At 38.3% G+C, this 17,920-nt stretch carries 23 protein-coding genes; 17 read left to right on the top strand and 6 right to left on the bottom strand.

The window, feature by feature from the left end; translation table 11 throughout:
• Positions 1-37: 37 nt before the first annotated feature.
• The 17 genes from ACZ48W_RS05030 to ACZ48W_RS04950 all read left to right on the top strand — a co-directional run bounded on the left by ACZ48W_RS05030 (position 38) and on the right by ACZ48W_RS04950 (position 12,577).
• Positions 38-949 carry a NapH/MauN family ferredoxin-type protein gene (locus ACZ48W_RS05030; protein WP_464830263.1) on the top strand — a complete coding sequence of 304 codons (912 nt, stop codon included), beginning with the start codon at positions 38-40 and terminating at the stop codon, positions 947-949.
• Positions 950-1,591, top strand: a complete 642-nt coding sequence (locus tag ACZ48W_RS05025) for an ABC transporter ATP-binding protein (RefSeq protein ID WP_464830262.1) — start codon at positions 950-952, stop codon at positions 1,589-1,591. It begins immediately after the preceding gene.
• On the top strand, positions 1,578-2,051 hold the full coding sequence (locus tag ACZ48W_RS05020) for a hypothetical protein (RefSeq protein WP_464830261.1): 474 nt from the start codon (positions 1,578-1,580) through the stop codon (positions 2,049-2,051). Before ACZ48W_RS05025 ends, ACZ48W_RS05020 begins: the two co-directional genes overlap by 14 nt.
• The gene (locus ACZ48W_RS05015; protein ID WP_464830260.1) at positions 2,051-2,878 is read left to right on the top strand and encodes an ABC transporter permease; all 828 of its coding nucleotides are present in this window, start codon (positions 2,051-2,053) and stop codon (positions 2,876-2,878) included. Before ACZ48W_RS05020 ends, ACZ48W_RS05015 begins: the two co-directional genes overlap by 1 nt.
• Positions 2,879-2,887: 9 nt before the next feature.
• Positions 2,888-3,373 carry a nitrous oxide reductase accessory protein NosL gene (locus ACZ48W_RS05010; RefSeq protein WP_464830259.1) on the top strand — a complete coding sequence of 162 codons (486 nt, stop codon included), beginning with the start codon at positions 2,888-2,890 and terminating at the stop codon, positions 3,371-3,373.
• Between the two features lie 226 nt (positions 3,374-3,599).
• Positions 3,600-4,121, top strand: coding sequence for a PAS domain-containing protein (locus ACZ48W_RS05005; RefSeq protein ID WP_464830257.1), 522 nt, complete (start codon positions 3,600-3,602; stop codon positions 4,119-4,121).
• Positions 4,122-4,236: 115 nt separating this feature from the next.
• Entirely contained in the window at positions 4,237-4,974 is a 738-nt protein-coding gene (locus ACZ48W_RS05000) for a nitrous oxide reductase accessory protein NosL (RefSeq protein WP_464830256.1), read from the top strand.
• A gap of 53 nt (positions 4,975-5,027) precedes the next feature.
• Entirely contained in the window at positions 5,028-5,705 is a 678-nt protein-coding gene (locus ACZ48W_RS04995; protein ID WP_464830255.1) for a nitrous oxide reductase accessory protein NosL, read from the top strand.
• Between the two features lie 21 nt (positions 5,706-5,726).
• A complete protein-coding gene (locus ACZ48W_RS04990) occupies positions 5,727-5,981 on the top strand; it encodes a hypothetical protein (RefSeq protein WP_464830254.1) in 255 nt (84 codons plus the stop codon).
• Complete coding sequence (locus ACZ48W_RS04985) at positions 5,971-7,164, top strand: ABC transporter permease (RefSeq protein WP_464830253.1); 1,194 nt, start codon at positions 5,971-5,973, stop codon at positions 7,162-7,164. Before ACZ48W_RS04990 ends, ACZ48W_RS04985 begins: the two co-directional genes overlap by 11 nt.
• Entirely contained in the window at positions 7,164-7,865 is a 702-nt protein-coding gene (locus ACZ48W_RS04980; RefSeq protein WP_464830472.1) for an ABC transporter ATP-binding protein, read from the top strand. The genes ACZ48W_RS04985 and ACZ48W_RS04980 overlap by 1 nt, the downstream gene beginning before the upstream one ends.
• Positions 7,858-8,826: a hypothetical protein gene (locus tag ACZ48W_RS04975; RefSeq protein ID WP_464830252.1), complete on the top strand. Its 969-nt coding sequence runs from the start codon at positions 7,858-7,860 to the stop codon at positions 8,824-8,826. The genes ACZ48W_RS04980 and ACZ48W_RS04975 overlap by 8 nt, the downstream gene beginning before the upstream one ends.
• A complete protein-coding gene (locus ACZ48W_RS04970) occupies positions 8,823-9,326 on the top strand; it encodes a hypothetical protein (protein WP_464830251.1) in 504 nt (167 codons plus the stop codon). Before ACZ48W_RS04975 ends, ACZ48W_RS04970 begins: the two co-directional genes overlap by 4 nt.
• 126 nt (positions 9,327-9,452) lie before the next feature.
• Positions 9,453-9,680, top strand: coding sequence for an acyl carrier protein (acpP, locus tag ACZ48W_RS04965; protein ID WP_008244620.1), 228 nt, complete (start codon positions 9,453-9,455; stop codon positions 9,678-9,680).
• Positions 9,681-9,778: 98 nt separating this feature from the next.
• Positions 9,779-10,996 carry a beta-ketoacyl-ACP synthase II gene (locus ACZ48W_RS04960; RefSeq protein ID WP_464830250.1) on the top strand — a complete coding sequence of 406 codons (1,218 nt, stop codon included), beginning with the start codon at positions 9,779-9,781 and terminating at the stop codon, positions 10,994-10,996.
• A gap of 11 nt (positions 10,997-11,007) precedes the next feature.
• Positions 11,008-11,943 carry an acetyl-CoA carboxylase carboxyl transferase subunit alpha gene (accA, locus tag ACZ48W_RS04955; RefSeq protein ID WP_464830249.1) on the top strand — a complete coding sequence of 312 codons (936 nt, stop codon included), beginning with the start codon at positions 11,008-11,010 and terminating at the stop codon, positions 11,941-11,943.
• 22 nt (positions 11,944-11,965) lie between these two features.
• Positions 11,966-12,577: a DedA family protein gene (locus ACZ48W_RS04950; protein ID WP_464830247.1), complete on the top strand. Its 612-nt coding sequence runs from the start codon at positions 11,966-11,968 to the stop codon at positions 12,575-12,577.
• A gap of 62 nt (positions 12,578-12,639) precedes the next feature.
• Here the strand turns inward: ACZ48W_RS04950 and ACZ48W_RS04945 are convergent, their stop codons facing one another.
• The 6 genes from ACZ48W_RS04945 to rpmB all read right to left on the bottom strand — a co-directional run bounded on the left by ACZ48W_RS04945 (position 12,640) and on the right by rpmB (position 17,891).
• On the bottom strand, positions 12,640-13,320 hold the full coding sequence (locus tag ACZ48W_RS04945; RefSeq protein ID WP_464830246.1) for a Crp/Fnr family transcriptional regulator: 681 nt from the start codon (positions 13,318-13,320) through the stop codon (positions 12,640-12,642).
• Between the two features lie 152 nt (positions 13,321-13,472).
• Positions 13,473-14,834: an ATP-dependent RNA helicase DbpA gene (gene dbpA / locus ACZ48W_RS04940; RefSeq protein WP_464830245.1), complete on the bottom strand. Its 1,362-nt coding sequence runs from the start codon at positions 14,832-14,834 to the stop codon at positions 13,473-13,475.
• Between the two features lie 94 nt (positions 14,835-14,928).
• On the bottom strand, positions 14,929-15,153 hold the full coding sequence (locus ACZ48W_RS04935; RefSeq protein ID WP_464830244.1) for a YdcH family protein: 225 nt from the start codon (positions 15,151-15,153) through the stop codon (positions 14,929-14,931).
• A gap of 83 nt (positions 15,154-15,236) precedes the next feature.
• Entirely contained in the window at positions 15,237-16,448 is a 1,212-nt protein-coding gene (gene argJ / locus ACZ48W_RS04930) for a bifunctional glutamate N-acetyltransferase/amino-acid acetyltransferase ArgJ (protein ID WP_464830242.1), read from the bottom strand.
• Positions 16,441-17,571, bottom strand: a complete 1,131-nt coding sequence (locus tag ACZ48W_RS04925) for a potassium channel family protein (protein WP_464830240.1) — start codon at positions 17,569-17,571, stop codon at positions 16,441-16,443. The genes argJ and ACZ48W_RS04925 overlap by 8 nt, the downstream gene beginning before the upstream one ends.
• A 110-nt stretch (positions 17,572-17,681) precedes the next feature.
• Positions 17,682-17,891 (bottom strand): 50S ribosomal protein L28, encoded by a 210-nt coding sequence (gene rpmB / locus ACZ48W_RS04920; protein ID WP_295421035.1) that lies wholly within the window; start codon positions 17,889-17,891, stop codon positions 17,682-17,684.
• Positions 17,892-17,920 lie beyond the last annotated feature (29 nt).

Below are 17,920 nucleotides of genomic sequence, written 5' to 3'. Positions count from 1 at the left end.
ACAGAGTAGCTTAGTAGGGTGATAAAAAGGATATCAAATGGATAGATATAACGGTAGTGTAAAAGAGTTGATCAATGCATCACTGCTTAGTACCTTGTATTATAAAAATCTCGATGGAAAGTTCAGGCTTACGATCAGGGCATGGAGATGGTTAAGTATTTTCATCATTAACCTGCTTTTTTTTCTTTCGTTCCATATCGATATGCAGATGCTGGAAGGGACACTGAACGGTTCAAGGCTGTTTGGGTTTCATCTTATTGATCCGTTTACGGCACTGGAGATCTTTGCGGCAGAGCACCATTTCCATACCAATGTGATCATTGGCAGTGTAACACTGATCATTTTTTATCTTCTTGTAGGGGGAAAAGCGTATTGTTCATGGGTATGTCCCTATGGATTGTTTAGTGAGATCGGAGAGCGTATCCATCAGATACTGATCCGTAAAAAGCTCATCAAAGAACATAAATTTAATCCGAATATCCGTTTTTTCTTTTGGGCTATTTTCCTTGCAGCAGCAGCGATAGACGGATACCTGGTATTTGAAATGATCAACCCTATAGGCTATATGAGCCGTGCGATCACTTATGGCTGGAGTCTGGCGTTGGTATGGGTGCTTGTTGTGCTTTCTATTGAAATATTCTATTCCAGAAGGGCATGGTGCAAATATATCTGTCCGGTAGGTACGACCTATAATGCGCTCGGATGGGTCAGTGCTACCAAAGTACAGTGGGATATGAATAAATGTGACCATTGCGGTGCATGTCTAAATGCCTGTTTTGAAGACCATGTGCTTGAATTTATCAAACCTAAATATGATAAAGATCGTGCTGAAAAGGGGATAGAAAAGCAACTTGTTATAAACGGTGACTGTACCATGTGTGGCAGATGTTTTGATGTCTGTCATACAGATGCCTACAATTATGAATTTAGATTGAAGGATCTGGTATAGATGTTAGTTGTTGCTAAAAATATAAGTAAGAAATTTATGGGAACAAAGGTTCTTGATAATGTAAGTCTGACTATCAACGGTGGGGACCGTATCGCAATGATGGGCCCTAACGGAGCAGGGAAAACCACGCTGGTACGTGCAATACTTGGCTTTTATCATATAGACAGCGGTGAGATCAGTGTGAACGGTTTTGATCCGGTTAAAAAGAGAGTAGATGTGTTGAAAAATATCAGTTTTATTCCTCAGTTGCCTCCTCCGGTAAAATTAAGTATAGAAGAATTGCTTATGTATGTTGAGCGTAGTTCCGGAGTTTCCAAAGAGAAGATCTTTGAAGAATCTTCTAAAATGGATCTGGATCTGAAAAGTCATATTAAGAAGCCGTTTTTTAAACTCTCTGGAGGTATGAAACAAAAACTTTTGATCGCTATTGCTCTGTCGAAAAAGAGTAGTCTACTCATTTTTGATGAACCCACAGCCAATCTTGATCCTAAGGGTAGAGAAAAATTCTATGAACTTCTTACAGAGATAGATGCAGAGTGTTCAACTCTTTTTATCACACACAGACTTGATGAGATAGAAGGCTTGGTAAATCGAAAGATTTATATGGATCTTGGAAAGGTAACAGAAGATGAAAAAATTTAATTTTCTTTTCTTTGCGGGGATATTCTTATTATTGGGTTTTTCAGGATGTGAAAAAAAACCGATAGGTGCAGTTGAGAAGATGCACTGGGACAGGGATATGTGCGAACGCTGTAAAATGGCGATCAGTGAGCGCAAATTTGCTTCTCAGATCATCGATCCGAAAACCGGGAAAGTGTATAAATTTGATGATATTGGTTGTGCAGTGCTTTGGATGGATGAGACAAAGTTACCATGGAAAGATCAGGCGATAATTTGGGTCACAGATGCTAAAACGGGTGAATGGATCAATGCAAGAAAAGTAAAATATACTGCAGATGCTATTACCCCTATGGCATACGGTTTTGCAGCCTATACAGATAAGACACTCCCCAAAGGTGCAAAAGTATTTGATTTTTCTTTTATCAGTAAGAAGATCATAGAGATTGAAAAATTAAATAGCCAAAAGGTAAGGACATACTAATGAAAAATCTTTTTTTGATCGCCTATCTGGATGTAAAAGAGTCTCTTCGTTCTAAATGGTTCTATGTTTATTCTGTAGTGTTTGGTGGTTTAATGGCACTTTTTTTTATTGCAGGAGTTTCTGATTCGGTAGTGATGGGATTTACAGGACTCAGCAGAATGCTTTTGATCTTTATACAGGTGACTATCATTATTTTACCGATCTTTATTTTGATCACAACGGTCAAATCGATCTCCGGGGATAGAGAGAGTAATGTACTTGAATATATGCTTTCTTTTCCTGTATCACTTAAAGATTATTACTGGGGTAAGATGCTTGGACGTTTTCTGACAGTTTTTCTGCCTGTTTTCCTGGCGTTACTGTTAGGAGTGCTATTTGGTCTGTTCAAAGGGGGCGATCTGCCGTGGAGAATGGTATTTCTTTACTCCTCACTTCTTTTTTCACTCAGTTTTGTATTTTTGGGATTAGCATTTTTTCTTTCTACTATAGTTAAATCAACGGATGTGGCATTGGGCAGTTCTTTTGTTGCCTGGATCATAATGCTTGCCTTTATAGATATTGCTCTGATGGGGCTTATGTTGCAAAACAGAATAAGTGATGAAGTGATCATTACTATAGCAATGCTTAATCCTATAGAAGTATTCCGTATTGGAGCAATTTCTCTTTTTGATCCTGAATTGACGGTGATTGGTCCTGTTGCCTACTACCTTCTTGATACACTGGGATCAAATCTATTGATCATTTATGCTATTGTTTACCCTATTGTGATAGGCTTGATTTTGGCTTATTTTGGCTATATTGCATTTAGAAAAAAAGATCTTTTATAAAGGAAAATAATGAAAAAAACAGTTTTAGGCTTATTGCTTTTTGTGGGGATACTCTTTGCAGATACTATGTTTACAGGAAAGATAATGCTCTTAGATAAAAATGCTACAGATCTTACATATAATTTGCCTCTAAATAAACAAGCATACCAAAAATGGCTCTGTGAAGCAACATTGAAGAATGGTAAAAAAGTACAGTTTCTTTCTGTGAAATCCATGATGCAAGTCTATTTTCATCAGGATTATTTTAAAAGACATAAACTTTTAGATGCTTCTATCAGTAAACTATATGTACAGGATTTTATCAATGGTCAAAAAATAGATGCGACGAAAGCAGTGTATATATTTGGAAGCAGAATGGTTGGACCTCATGGAGATGACCTTATTCCGTTTGTATCAGAAGAGAATGCAAAGCTTTTTATGATGAAAAATGGCGGTACGAAAATTTTACCATATGCGAAACTTACCAAAGGTCTGATACGCTATTTGGATATGTGAGAACCGTTAAGTAAACGACAACTGCTTGTCGTTTATAGGTTCGAAACCGGAGCGGTCGCAGCGTAGCGTAGCCGCGAAGGCAGGAAACCGTTAAGTAAACGACAACTGCTTGTCGTTTATAGGTTCGAAACCGGAGCGGTCGCAGCATAGCGTAGCCGTGAAGACAGGAAACCGGTTAAGTAAATGACAACTGCTTTATTCACGAACTTTAAAGAAAGGATAGACCATGAAAAGACCAGAACCCATAGATGAAGAGATAGAACTTAAAAACAATGTTTATATAGAAAGTGATACCGATACAAAAGGGATCATTACCTACTGTAACGACTATTTTGCCGAAATATCTGGTTATAGTAAAGAAGAGTTGATAGGACAGCCGCATAGTATCGTCCGTCATCCCGATATGCCTAAGATTTTATTCAAGATCCTCTGGGACCGTATACAAAATGGACATAATTTTGTAGCAGCAGTGAAAAACCTTGCAAAAGACGGAAGATATTACTGGGTATTTACTCATTTTGAAGTACTCAGAGATGAGAATGGTGAAATAACAGGATATAAAGCTTCAAGAAAGAAAATATCCAAACATGTGACCGAGGTACTTGAACCTATTTATAAAAAATTGGTAGAGATTGAAAAAGAGGGTGGTATGGAAGTATCCGAGAAGTATTTGACTGATTTTTTAAAATCTCACGGAGATGATATAACAGTTGACAATATGCTTGAGGAAATTCATAGACTATATTAGATATCTTATGAGAACTCAATCAAATATATCTATTTATGGGTTTTGCAAGATATCCATTAACACTTATTTAACACAAGTATATTACTATATATTATCAAAACTATAAGGATATAAAATGAAAAAAATGTTACTGGTTCTATTGGCACTGGGTACAATAGTCAGCTTTTCACAGGCAGAGATGAAATGTGCTCCGGGAAAATGTGGTGCAGCTATGAAAGCACCGGGAAAACCGAAAAAAATGATGAAGATGTTCCAATCGGTACCTAAAGAGAAAGCAATACTTTTACAGAAGGGGAAAGCTAAAGCTTTTTGTACTGAGTGCGGAATGACACTGCCAATGTTCTATAAAACGAATCATGCAGCAACAGTAAATGGAAAAGTAAAACAGTATTGTTCTATTCACTGTGTCGTAGAAGATATGAAAAAAGGTTCTAAACTTACAGATATCAAAGTGGTTGATACAAACTCTTTAAAATTTATTGATGCTGCAAAAGCTTTTTATGTTGTAGGAAGCAGTAAAAAAGGTACGATGACAGTAGTGAGTAAATATGCTTTTGTTTCCAAAGCAGATGCAGATGCTTTTGTTAAAGCCAATGGTGGTAAAGTGGTTGATTTCAAAGGAGCATTAGAAGCTGCTAAAGGTGATTTTGCCAAAGACAGTAAGATGATTGCTAAAAAACAAGCAATGATGGCTGAAAAAGGTAAAATGATGTATGGTAAAATGTGTCAGAAAACTGATAAGAAGTTTGCTACTACAGCTGAAGCAAAAGCATTCATCGTTGAGAATAAACTCTGTAAAGGTTTGAATGGTAAACAGTTACAGGCTGTTGGACTTTATTTGAAAAATAGATAAGTTAGTATGTATTCCCACGGAAACCGTGGGAACGAGAGTAAGGGTGGGATTGCATGAAGAAGATTATTTTTGTAGGAATATATACAGTTGGGTTGCTTTATGCTCAAGAGAGTAGTTCTACCAAAGTAATAAAGCTTTCACAAAAAGGTGAAAAGATTGTTCAAACACTTTGTGAAAGCGGAAAACTACCAAAGGCTGCAGGCAGTATAGAACAATTAATAGAAAAGATTAAAACCTCTCATGCCTGTCCGGCTCTTTCAAAATCTAAATTGGAAGCAGTAGCGTATTTTGTGAGTAATGGGAGTATGAAAAAAGTAAGTAAACATATACATGTTCCTCATGATGCAAAATGTCCTGTGTGCGGTATGTTTGTGAGTAAGTATCCAAAATGGGTAGCATCTATGGAGTATGATGGTAAAAAACACTACTTTGACGGCGTGAAAGATATGATGAAATATTACATCTTTGATGGGGATTTCCTCTACGACCGTAGCCATATTTCCCAGATGACAGTGAGTGATTATTACACACTGGAAGAGATTCCTGCTAAAGAGGCTTTTTATGTGCTGGATGCAGATATTTTTGGACCGATGGGATATGAACTTATCCCGTTTAAGAGCCAAAAAAGTGCAAAAACATTTATGTCTGAGCATCATGGTAAAGCGATAGTGAAGTTTGATGAAATTACCGATAAAATGGTGATGGCATTAGATGGCATAGAACAGCTGTAATTAGAAATTGGCAGGTAGCAATTGATTAAAGAATTTTCTATATTGGTATCCATGGTACTGTTGCTGGCAGGCTTTGTACTTGTACACTATCTGACTTATAGCGGCACCTCCTCAAAAGAGATGTTAAGTAGTGTTGCGAAGGTCACAAAACTCTCTTCTCCCTCGTTAAGTGTTGCTTACTATGAACCAAGAGTTCTTTTCTATGATGAGGTCTCAAATCCTGCATATCCTCAAATGCAGACTATAAATAAAATGGATCTGGTTTATGCAAAATAATATTTTTGGACATAGTGCTTTTCTGCACTTTCTTACACTGCTGCTTTTTAAACAAAAAGGTAAACATATTGGAGCAGTGTTGATCTCTGTGACCATCATCTTTCTTTTGAGTTCTGTACTCTTTATCTCCTCCTCTTTGCAAAATTCACTTTTGAGTACGCTGGAGAGTCAAGCGGATTTTACGTTAAATAAAGTTCAAGCAGGAAGAGCTGTCAACACACCTATGGGTTGGCTAAATAAAGTACTTGAGATCGATGGGGTATCCAAGGTTGCACCCAGGGTTTATGGCAGGTATTTTTTTACCCCTCGCGGGAAATCCTTTTTAGTGGTCGGCGTAGATTTTTTTGATGAACAAAGCAGTAGAGAACTTCGATCACTTATAGAGAGTATAGACCTCAAAAGCTTTTTATCTACAGATAGTATGATCGTAGGCGAAGGGGTAAAAACCTTTTTGTCAGAACACTATTATAGTGAGAATTTTTCATTTAAGACCCCGGAAGGGAGTTTTAAAAAAGTACAAATCTACCAAACACTTCCTACTCAGAGTAATCTCATCGCTAATGATATGATCATTATGCCTATAGATCTGGCCAGAGAAATTTTTGGATTGGGAGAAGATGAAATAACGGATATTACTTTCAATGTTCCCAATGATGCAGAGTGGGACAACATTATCACTAAACTACACCTGCTATTTTATGATGTTCGGGTGGTGGAGAAAAGAGAGGTTGCAAAAGCCTATGAAAACCTCTATAACTACAAAGGGGGACTCTTCTTAATACTCTATCTTGTTACCATAGTCACCTTTATGCTTATACTCTACCAGCGTTACTCTATGGTGTACTCAACAGAGAGAAAAGAGATAGGCATACTTCGTGCAGTAGGTTGGAGTATCAAAGATATTTTGAAGTTGAAATTCTATGAAACAGCAGTGATTGTAGTGATTAGTTTTATATTGGGTGTGGTGTTGGCATATCTGTATGTATTTGTATGGGGTGCACCACTGCTTAGTCAGATATTTTTAGGAGGTGTAAATTTGCCCAATCATGTAAGTTTTGTACCAGTGATAAAGTTTGGATTGTTGGGATCGATTTTCCTTTTTTATGCCATTCCATTTTTTGCTGCAGTAATTATTCCTGCCTGGAAGATCGCAGTGACATCACCTAAAGAGGCAATGTTATGATGATCCGAATAGAAAATGTCAATAAAATATTCAATGAAAAAACTTCCCAGGCTTTTGAAGCACTCAAGTCTATTGATCTGCAGATAGCTAAAGGTGAAACGATCATATTAAGTGGTGTAAGTGGCAGCGGAAAATCAACACTCCTGTCACTCATCGCTGCACTCGATAAACCCAGTAGAGGGAAAATAGTGGTTGATGGGGAGCTAATATCAAAACTTCCTGATCTGCATGCATCAGCCTATCGTGCAAAAAGTTTAGGGTTCATATTTCAGCATTTTAATCTCCTGGAGGCATTGAGTGTGGAAGAGAATGTGATCGCACCCCTGATCAACTCCGGACTTGATATTGAAACGATCAAAGCCAAAGCAGCAAAGAGTATGAAAATGTCTGCTATTGAGCATAAGGCGGATCAGCAGGTCAAAGCACTCTCTGGCGGGGAGAAACAGCGTTGTGCTATTGCCAGAGCTTTGGTACATGAACCTGAACTTATTATTTGTGATGAACCTACTGCCAATCTTGACAGAGAGAATTCTCTTAATTTCATAGAGATACTTCATTCCCTGCATGAATTGGGAAAAACAATTATTGTTGCAACCCATGATCCGCTTTTTGAGACACTCTCTTTTCCTGTTAGACTGGTTCATATGGAGGATGGCAGTATAGTGGACAGCAAGCAGATAGCAGGTAGCAGTTTTGAATGAGATACTATTAAGTAATGAAGTAATTGTCTATCTTCTTTCCGAAACAGTACTTTATTTCTTGCTTTTGATTGCTTTTCTCTCTACGATCGGATTGTTGAGAAAATGGAATTTCAATGCCTTTACTACAGAGCAGTTCACTTTGGAAAACCGTTCCTATCTGGTAATGACCATTATCTTTTTTGTGATGTTGCTTAAAGTGATCCTGCTCCCTTATTTTGTTTATACTATTGATAATCTTTCCGATCTTATTCCCGGAGCGATGTGCGGAGCAGGGGTCATTAAGGCAAATGCATACGGTAATCCGCTTTTATCGCTTAAGATCATCATACTTTTTCTGAGCGGTATCTGGCTGAGTATCAACCAGATCGATCTTAAAGCAAAGGATTACCCGTATCTGAAATTGAAATCATGGTTCTTCATCACAATTTTTTTGTTTTTAAGTATTGAATTTTTACTGGATATACTTTATTTTACCCATATAGAAACGACAAAAGCAGTGAGCTGCTGTTCTGTGATCTTCGGACAGACCGGCGGGGCGAACGGACTTCCTTTCGGCTTGGATATCCCCAAACTCCTGATGCTTTTTTATCTGCTTTATGCATTGGTCATTTTGACAGTATTTTCAGACCTTGCACTTATGAGTATTGTTGCAAGTCTGCTTTTTGCTGTGGTGGCTTATTATGCAGTTGTCTATTTTTTTGGTACTTATATTTATGAGTTACCGACACATCAATGCCCTTTTTGTATGCTGCAGGACCATTATTATTATGTGGGCTATGCCGTTTGGGGATTTTTGCTGCTGAGTGTCTTTTTGATCATCGACAGTGCCGTGATGCAATATTTTTTTCATCAATATTCAAAAACCATAAAGCGATTTTCGCTATTATTGCTTACGATTTTCGTCATACTGTGCAGTGTATATGTCATTATCTATTATTTAAAGAACGGAGTCTTTTTATGAAAAAAATACTTATAAATCTTTTGACTTTTGTCATCGTTGTCGCTGTGATCGTGATACTGTTACTTTCATTGGGAAGTGAAGAAGGAGCAAGATACGTCTATAAAGGAAATACAGCACATCAGCCTGTTTCCGTCAAACCCAAAGAATACCAATGTTCAGAATGCAATATGGATGTAGTGGATCTGAACTATACAGCAGAGCTTATTACCCAAGAAGGTGATACGTATTTTTTTGATGATATAGGATGTGTAGTACTTTGGCTTAAAAATCATACACCACAGATCAACAAGATCGTGACGCAGACCCTGGATACACACCGGTGGGTTGATGCGACCGGAGCCTGGTATTCGCGTACAGCTCCTTCGCCTATGGGTTACGGATTTGCTGCCTATGAAAATAAAAAAGAGGGGTTTATCCCTTATGATGAGATGAAGCTTTTGATGCTTCAGGGGAAGAACCTCCATGATCCTTTTGTTAAAAAGAAGCTTTTAGGACAATAATATACTGCATTTGGTATCCGTAAAGAAAAAAGAAATATTTTTAATGGATATAAAGAGGGCCTAACTCCTTTTTATCATTTTTTTGTTATACTTGTACGTATTTTTAACAAACTTAAGGAGTAATCAATGGCATTATTTGATGATGTAAAAGAGGTAGTTGTAGAGCAGCTAAATGTGAGCCCGGATGAGGTGAAAGAAGAGTCTAAATTTGTAGAAGATCTTGGGGCTGACAGTCTTGATGTTGTTGAGTTGGTAATGGCTCTTGAAGAGAAGTTCGATATCGAAATTCCTGATGATCAGGCAGAAGCTATCGCAACAGTAGCAGATGCGATCAAATTTATCGAAAATGTATAAAAGAGTTTATCCCCTTTAATGGGGATAAATAATATATATTTCAGTATTTTATGTTAAATTTTGACATATATCTTATTTGAGAACACATAGGAGAACCAGTGAAAAGAGTAGTAGTGACAGGTTTGGGAATGATAAATTCTTTAGGGCTTGATAAAGAGAGTGCATTTTCTGCTATTATAGAAGGAAAATGTGGTATTAAGACCATAGAACTGTTCGATCCTGAGAAGCAGACGGCAAAGATTGCAGGCGAGATCACAGATTTTGATCCGTTAAGTGTAATGGATGCAAAAGAGACAAAAAAAGCGGACAGATTCATCCAGCTCGGGCTTAAAGCTGCTGCTGAAGCGATGGACGATGCAAATCTTCCGGAAGATGTTGACAGGGAAAGATTCGGGGTTGCTTCTGCATCAGGGATAGGCGGACTGCCAAATATTGAAAAAAACTCTGTTGTATGTGAAAACAGAGGACCAAGAAGAATCTCTCCTTTCTTCATCCCTTCTTCACTGGTGAATATGCTTGGCGGATTCGTCTCCATCTATCAAAACCTTAAGGGGCCGAACCTCTCTTCTGTAACAGCCTGTGCAGCAGGGACACATGCCATAGGTGAAGCAGCAAAAAGTATCATGGTAGGTACTGCTGACAAGATGCTTGTTGTAGGTGCGGAATCTGCTATCTGCCCTGTAGGTGTAGGTGGATTTGCTGCAATGAAAGCGCTCTCTACCAGAAATGATGATCCAAAAACGGCTTCAAGACCGTTTGATGCAGATCGTGACGGGTTTGTTATGGGTGAAGGTGCAGGTGCTTTGGTTCTTGAGAGTTATGATGCTGCTGTTGCTCGCGGTGCAAAGATATATGGAGAGCTCATTGGTTTCGGTGAGAGTGGAGATGCCAATCATATCACTACGCCAACAATGGATGGACCGCTTCGTGCAATGAAGGGTGCATACAAAATGGCAGGAGAACCAAAAGTGGATTATGTCAATGCACACGGAACATCCACTCCTGTGAATGACAAGAATGAAACAGCTGCATTGAAAGAAGTGTTTGGCGGAAAAGAGAATTGTCCTCCTGTAAGTTCAATCAAAGGCCAGATCGGCCACTGCCTCGGTGCAGCAGGTGCTATTGAAGCAGTTGTATCATTGATGGCTATGCGAGATGGTATTCTGCCTCCAACGATCAATTATACAACACCTGATGAGAATTGTGACCTTGATTATATTCCTAATGAAGCGAGAAAAGCAGAGATCAATGTTGTGATGAGCAACTCATTTGGCTTTGGTGGTACGAACGGTGTAGTCATCTTTAAGAAAATATAAGGATCAAAGAAATGGCAACTTATTTAGATTTTGAGAATAAAATTGAAAAGATACAGGAAGAGATCGTATCTGCACATGCCATTGCCAATTTAGAAGCAGTTGAGAAGTATCAAAAAGAGTTGGAAAAAGAAGTTGAAAAGACTTTCGGTTCTCTCAGTGATTATCAGAAACTACAACTGGCACGTCATCCGGACAGGCCCTATGCTTTGGATTATATCAAATTTATCATGGATGATGCCTATGAGATACATGGAGACCGTGCTTTTCGTGATGATCCGGCTATTTTATGTTATATCGGTTGGATCGATGGCCAAAAGACCATGCTCATAGGTGAGCAGAAAGGGCGTGGAGTAAAAAACAAGATCAAAAGAAATTTTGGTATGCCAAATCCGGAAGGATACAGAAAAGCACTTCGTGCAGTAAGAATGGCAGAGAAGTTTGATATTCCTGTACTGATGCTTATAGACACTCCGGGTGCCTATCCGGGGCTTGGTGCGGAAGAGAGAGGTCAAAGTGAAGCGATCGCCAAGAATCTTTTTGAATTTGCCTCAGTGAAAGTACCTATGGTCTCTGTGGTGATAGGAGAAGGCGGTTCCGGCGGGGCACTTGCGATCGGTGTTGCAGACAAACTTGCAATGATGCGTTACTCTGTATTTGCAGTTATCTCTCCTGAAGGATGTTCAGCTATTTTATGGAATGACCCGTCCAAAGTCGAGACAGCAACCAAAGCTTTAAAAATTACACCAAATGATCTACTTGAACATAAACTGATCGATGATGTACTTGATGAACCTCTTATCGGTGCCCATAGAGATAAAGCTACTGCTGCAGAAGTATTGAAGCATTACTTCTTGGAGAATGTCAAATCTCTTCGGGAGCTAACAGTAGATGAATTACTGGATCAGCGCTATAAAAGATTGACTGCTGTTGGCGCATATAGCGAATAATCTTCTCTAGAATTTTTCATTAATGATACATGAAATAGCCCAATCTATCGTCCAGTACATTGGAGATATGGGCTATTTTGGTATTTTTATTCTTATGTTCCTTGAGAGCACTTTTTTCCCTTTTCCCAGTGAGATTATTATGATACCGGCAGGCTATCTTGCTTTTAAAGGTGAGATGAATATCTACATTATTATATTAGTAGGTATCATCGGCTCTGTTGCAGGAGCACTTTTTAACTACTATCTGGCAATGCATTTCGGTAGAAAATTCATCCTGAAATATGGAAAATACTTTTTCATCAATGAAGAGACACTGGACAAACTGGAAAAGTTCTTTATGAAACATGGAGAACTTTCCACTTTCAACGGAAGACTCATTCCCGGTATACGTCAACTTATCTCTCTGCCGGCAGGATTGGCAAAAATGAATATAGCCAAGTTCTCTTTTTACTCGGGACTGGGTGCAGGTATCTGGGTAATGGTATTAGTTGCTTTGGGGTATTTACTGGGCTCGAATGAAGCACTTATTTCAGAATATCTAAGATCGGCAACTGCCATTGCTTTAATTTGTGCAGTATTGATCACGCTTTTTTATATTGTTCGCAATAAAAGAAGAAAAGAGATATTGGATTAATCGGTATAGTAATATCAAATAATACCATAAAACATTGTTTTAACAGGGTAGTTATTAACCTCTTATAATAATTCAAAATCCCCTTTATAAAACTGTTTCAGCCCTTCTTTGTTTACTATACTATAGTGGCCATTTTCTGTGCGTTTGAAGATTTGTTGTTTTTCAAGTTTTTTAAATAATCTGGAAAGAGTTTCAGGTGAAATATTAAGGATCTCGGCTATTTTGTATTTTTTCATTGTATTAAATAATTCTTCATGTTCATAAATAAATTCTGCCAATTTGGAGATAGAATTTTTTGGTATATTGTAGTTTATGGCCGTTTTTAATTTTTTTGCAAGCAGAAGCCTTAATTTAAGGGAAATATCCAGGTTTTTAAAAAATTTTTTTTCAAAATCTTTATAAGTAATAATGAATACTGTGCACTCATTAACACATTCGGCAGTGGTATTATAGACAGTATATCCAAAATTGGCTGCTTCCCCAACCATATTAGGAATAAAATAGTTTTGTACCACTACTGTATTTCCAAATGAATCATATTTATATTCTTTAATAGCTCCTTTTAGTAAAAAATATAAATAAGCAGGCTTCTCTTCTTCAAGAAAAAGAATTTCTCCTTCATGAAACTGTTTAACAGAACTGATTTTGACCAGCTCATCTATTTGTCTCCCTGTCAATGTTTTAAAAAGGCAAATACTGCACAGATCTACTTTTATTTCTTCTGTATCGATCTGTTTATTCATTACTAATTTTTTAAAATTACATAAGTTGCATTTGCCCATGTCTACCTTTCAGCATAATGTAAAAGTATATAGCAATAGTTTGTCAAAGTTTGTCAAAGTTTTACTTTATGATGGGGGGAGAAGTGGGAGCAGAAGCATATCTTTTTTGAGGGCTAGTTCAATATCCAAGTTACATATTTTTTCTTTTTTATAGCGACTTTTTTTAATGCTTTAGAGACCTTATTTATAACAGTATGATGAAGTGCAACATAAGACTTTGTATCTGTAATGTTTATTTTCCCGATCATTTTAGGATCAATATCGATCTCTTTGCATAATGTCCCTAAGATGTCTCCGGCACGCAGTTTTGTTTTCTTCCCGCCATTGATACAGAGGGTATCGAACTGAGAGACCATTTTAAATGTTGCATCTACTCGTAATTTTTTCATTTCTCCCATACGTGCATGAGAAGTAATATAAGAGCATTTAGTACTATCTTTAGGTCCATATAGAGAGAACGCTGTTCCTGTGGCTCCTGCCCGTCCTGTACGTCCTATGCGGTGAGTGTAAACTTCTTTGTCAAAAGGCAAATCGTAGTTGATAACAAGTTCAATACCTTTAATATCCAGTCCTCTTGAAGCAACATCCGTGGCGACAAGGATACGTTTAGAACCATTAGAGAACGCAATGACAGCTTCATTGCGTTCTCTTTGATCAAGGTCTCCATGCAGGTCTATCACAGAGTGACCATGTCTATGCAGCTTATCAGCAAGCGAGATCACTTCCGCCTTAGTATTACAAAAGATAAGCAACGACTCTGGTTTATAGGATTGTATGAGTGCAGTGAGTGTTTTGAATTTATCGGAAGTTTCATAGACGACTTCATCGATCTTGGTACTCTCCTGCACGGTATCTACTTTGATAGTAAGAGGTTGTTTCAGGAGAGCTTTTGCCAGTTTTTCTATTTTTTCCGGAAAGGTGGCTGAAAAGAGTAGAGTTTGTTTATTCCTGGGCATGTTGGAGCCTATCTTGACTATCTCATCATAAAACCCCATATCCAGCATACGGTCTGCTTCATCGAGTACCAGTGTTTGAATAGTGTCAAGCACCAGGGTTTCTTTGGCCAAATGGTCCTGTATGCGTCCCGGAGTTCCTATGAGTATATGTGCACCTTTGGCTAATGACTCTGCTTGCGCACGAAGAGGTACACCTCCGTAAAGTGTCAGTATTTTGAGGTTGGGTTTATAAGCAGCTATTTTTCTAAGCTCTACTGCGACCTGGTCTGCCAGTTCCCGGGTTGGAGTTATGATAATGGTCTGGGGTTTGTTCCTGCTCATATCTGTACGCATGATACATGGCAGTCCAAAAGCCAATGTCTTACCTGAACCGGTCTTGGATTGGGCCAGAATATCTTTGCCCTCCAGGATCGGGTTGACAGCCTTTTCCTGTATCTCACTCATTTCACTGAAATTAAATGTATCGATAATGTCTAGAAGTGCTTTTGGTATGTTCGTTATGGTGTTAAATGATGCCATGTTTAGTATTTCCCGGATGTTATATGCAGTATATTTATGCTAGTAGAATAGTTTATATTAATAGGAAAGTGAGCCGAAGCCCACTGCAGGATCATTAGGCTTTGCTTTTTCTGTAATCCATGATCATTTTATAAGCTTCATCTTTCAAAAGAAGTTTTTCTTTTTTAAGTGTTTCAAGTTCCATATCAGTCAGAATCTCTCTTCCTGCTTCTGCATCTTCTATTTTTTGGTCAAGAGCATTATGCTTTTCAAAAATTCTTGCAAAGTGTGCATTTTCCTGTTTGAGGTCATGGATCTCATCTCTATATTCATGTAACATGTCAATTCCTAGTGTTAATATAATTTGTATTATAACTTTTTTGTGGTTAGTAAAGAGTTAAAATCAGTTTGAACGGAAGAATTTTATGTCCGATACTCTGCATTGATTTTAACATATTCATAACTCAGATCACAACCGTAAGAGGTATAAGAACCATTACCCAGACCAATGTCACAAGTGACTTTGAAATGCTCTTGTTTCATGATACTGTAGGCTTGGTCTTCTCTCTTCTGATCCAGTTCACGAAAAGTATCGGAATAGATCAGAAGATCATCATAATGTATGGTAAGTTTCTTTTCGTCACATGCAATACCGCTTGCTCCGATAGTGGAAGCGATCCGTCCCCAGTTCGGATCTTCACCAAAGAGGGCGGTCTTTACCAGCAGGGAGTTACTTAGTGCAATACTTGCTTTTCTTGCGTCTTCCTCACTTTTTGCCCTTCTGACTTCAAAGGCTACAAGTTTGTTTGCACCTTCACCATCTTTTAGTATCATCATAGCAAGTTCGAACATGATCTTGTTAAGGGCCTCTTTAAAGGCTTCTTTGTCGTAGATACCACTTTTCCTGTTTGTAAGAAGCATGACGGTATCGTTTGTGGAAGTATCTCCGTCTACAGAGATACGGTTAAATGAATTTTCTGTACTTTGAATGAGTAGTTCATCCATCTCATTTTTCGGAATATCGGCATCTGTGATAATAAAACAGAGCATTGTTGCCATTGCAGGATTTATCATTCCTGCTCCTTTGCATATAGCCGAGATATTGAAACTTTCACCGTTTCCAAGTTCCACTTTGTAGGCCAGTTCCTTTTTGAAACTATCGGTAGTCATAATTGCACGTGCTGTTTTATGGGAATCTGATGCATAAAAATTCAAAGTGTCAAATGCCGAAGTAATTTTGTCAACCGGTAAACGATACCCTATGACACCGGTAGAACTCATTACTGGGTTGAGAACATTGATCTTCTTGCGCAGTGTTGACATGATAGTGTCAATATCCTCTATCCCCTTGTCACCGGTCATGGCATTGGCATTTTTGGCATTGATGAGTACAAAATCGGTTTGAAATCCTTTAGGGTACTTTAGAAAATGTTTGATAGGTGCTGCCTGGAATATATTGCTTGTAAAAACTGCAGAGATGTCGCAGGGAGTCTCAGAACGTATAAAAGCAACATCTCCGTCAAGATCACCGATACCGGAGTTTGAAGGGTTTGTCCGCATGCCTGCATTTGTCGCCCCGCAAAAAAAACCTTGAACATTTTCCAGACCATTTTCAAGAGACAGAATGTTAAACATATTTTAATTCCTCCGGTTTTTCTTTTTTGCGAAGTATTTTTTTGGCTTTACGTATGCCTTCTCCTGTACCGATGAGAAGCAGTTTTGATTCCGGCATGATGATAGTGTCTCCTTTTGGCATGGGAATGAACTTCTCGTCTTTCTGACGAATACCGATGACTGTAACGTTGGCAATGTCTCTGAATCTTGCAGCTTTGATCTTTTTAAGTACAAGCCATGAAGTTTTTGAGACTCTGGCTTCTTCCATATCCAGTGGTGTATCTTTCTTATAGAGGAACTCCTGAAGCAGGTTTTCCATATCCGGCCGTGCTGCCATTGCATTAATGCGCTGTGCCATAAGTTTTGTTGCCGTTACTACTTTGTTCGCCCCTAATTTCAGGAGTTTTTGTTCATCTTCATAGCTTTTTGCATTGGCAATGATAAGATATTTCCTGCCTCTATGGATCTCTGTTTCATAAAGACGTGCAGAAGCAATCGTTGCAATATTGTCTGCCACATTGTCCGCAAGGGTGATCACCCCTTTTGCAGAAGAAAGATGTGATTTCAATATGCCTTCTTCTGTATGGGCTTCAGCCATTACAAAGTAGGGGTATTTGTGTTTCTTTGCTATCTCTTCCATATCTTCTCTCGGATCTACTACAACGAACGGGATATGGTTTGCACGTAATTGTTTTGTAACCTGAATGGTAAACTCATTGTGATAACAGACGACAAAATGGTGTTTAAGTCTAGCGATCTCATAAAGCATTTTACGCTCCTTGGCAGTTTTTTGAAATTCACCTTTTTTAACCACTTCAGCAATGATCCCCACTGCAATAGAAAAGACGACAAAACCAAAGATGATCAGTGTAATGGTAAAGATACGTCCCATGTCAGAGATAGGATGTATTTCTCCGAACCCTACAGTCGTGAAAGTGATACCTGTCTGGTAAATGGCATCCATCAGTGGAAAATCGTCTATAACCATATATCCTATCGTACCCAGGAGCATGATAAGAACAGTTAAAATAAGGGGAAGTCTAAAAGGGGCTAAATGACTGTAATATTCGTCATTCAGTGTGATATGTGGTTTGGGTGCGCTTCTCCATCCGAGAAACTTTTTGGTTTTTTGTATAGCAGCCATTAATCGGACGCTTTTTAGCAAAGCTGAACAAAGCTAAGCTAACGCTGAGTTCTCCTCAGCAGAAGGCTCAAGTGACTGGTCACTTTTTGCTTCGTATATGGCTAAGCTTTTTAGTTGGCCGCTGCAGCTTGGGCAGCTTTCTTTTTCATTGTTCTCAGAGTAGAAGCCGCAACTTTTACTCTTTTTGTTGTCCCATCCTCAAGTGTGATCTTGACAGATCTCAAGTTCGGAAGCTGTCTTCTTTTTGTTTTATTGTTTGCGTGAGAAACATTGTTCCCTGTCAATGGGCCTTTACCCGTAATGTCGCATTTTCTTGCCATGATATTTCCTTTAGATTAATCGTTTTATA

Source organism: Sulfurovum aggregans (assembly GCF_055385215.1).
The sequence above is the reverse complement of the archived record's forward strand: the minus strand, read 5'-3'. Positions and strand labels throughout refer to the sequence as shown.

Coding starts and splice junctions, on each gene's coding strand:
- ACZ48W_RS05030 (WP_464830263.1), top strand. CDS start 38: ATGGATAGATATAACGGTAGTGTAAAAGAGTTGATCAATGCATCACTG.
- ACZ48W_RS05025 (WP_464830262.1), top strand. CDS start 950: ATGTTAGTTGTTGCTAAAAATATAAGTAAGAAATTTATGGGAACAAAG.
- ACZ48W_RS05020 (WP_464830261.1), top strand. CDS start 1,578: ATGAAAAAATTTAATTTTCTTTTCTTTGCGGGGATATTCTTATTATTG.
- ACZ48W_RS05015 (WP_464830260.1), top strand. CDS start 2,051: ATGAAAAATCTTTTTTTGATCGCCTATCTGGATGTAAAAGAGTCTCTT.
- ACZ48W_RS05010 (WP_464830259.1), top strand. CDS start 2,888: ATGAAAAAAACAGTTTTAGGCTTATTGCTTTTTGTGGGGATACTCTTT.
- ACZ48W_RS05005 (WP_464830257.1), top strand. CDS start 3,600: ATGAAAAGACCAGAACCCATAGATGAAGAGATAGAACTTAAAAACAAT.
- ACZ48W_RS05000 (WP_464830256.1), top strand. CDS start 4,237: ATGAAAAAAATGTTACTGGTTCTATTGGCACTGGGTACAATAGTCAGC.
- ACZ48W_RS04995 (WP_464830255.1), top strand. CDS start 5,028: ATGAAGAAGATTATTTTTGTAGGAATATATACAGTTGGGTTGCTTTAT.
- ACZ48W_RS04985 (WP_464830253.1), top strand. CDS start 5,971: ATGCAAAATAATATTTTTGGACATAGTGCTTTTCTGCACTTTCTTACA.
- ACZ48W_RS04980 (WP_464830472.1), top strand. CDS start 7,164: ATGATCCGAATAGAAAATGTCAATAAAATATTCAATGAAAAAACTTCC.
- ACZ48W_RS04970 (WP_464830251.1), top strand. CDS start 8,823: ATGAAAAAAATACTTATAAATCTTTTGACTTTTGTCATCGTTGTCGCT.
- acpP (WP_008244620.1), top strand. CDS start 9,453: ATGGCATTATTTGATGATGTAAAAGAGGTAGTTGTAGAGCAGCTAAAT.
- accA (WP_464830249.1), top strand. CDS start 11,008: ATGGCAACTTATTTAGATTTTGAGAATAAAATTGAAAAGATACAGGAA.
- ACZ48W_RS04950 (WP_464830247.1), top strand. CDS start 11,966: ATGATACATGAAATAGCCCAATCTATCGTCCAGTACATTGGAGATATG.
- ACZ48W_RS04945 (WP_464830246.1), bottom strand. CDS start 13,320: ATGAATAAACAGATCGATACAGAAGAAATAAAAGTAGATCTGTGCAGT.
- dbpA (WP_464830245.1), bottom strand. CDS start 14,834: ATGGCATCATTTAACACCATAACGAACATACCAAAAGCACTTCTAGAC.
- ACZ48W_RS04935 (WP_464830244.1), bottom strand. CDS start 15,153: ATGTTACATGAATATAGAGATGAGATCCATGACCTCAAACAGGAAAAT.
- argJ (WP_464830242.1), bottom strand. CDS start 16,448: ATGTTTAACATTCTGTCTCTTGAAAATGGTCTGGAAAATGTTCAAGGT.
- ACZ48W_RS04925 (WP_464830240.1), bottom strand. CDS start 17,571: ATGGCTGCTATACAAAAAACCAAAAAGTTTCTCGGATGGAGAAGCGCA.
- rpmB (WP_295421035.1), bottom strand. CDS start 17,891: ATGGCAAGAAAATGCGACATTACGGGTAAAGGCCCATTGACAGGGAAC.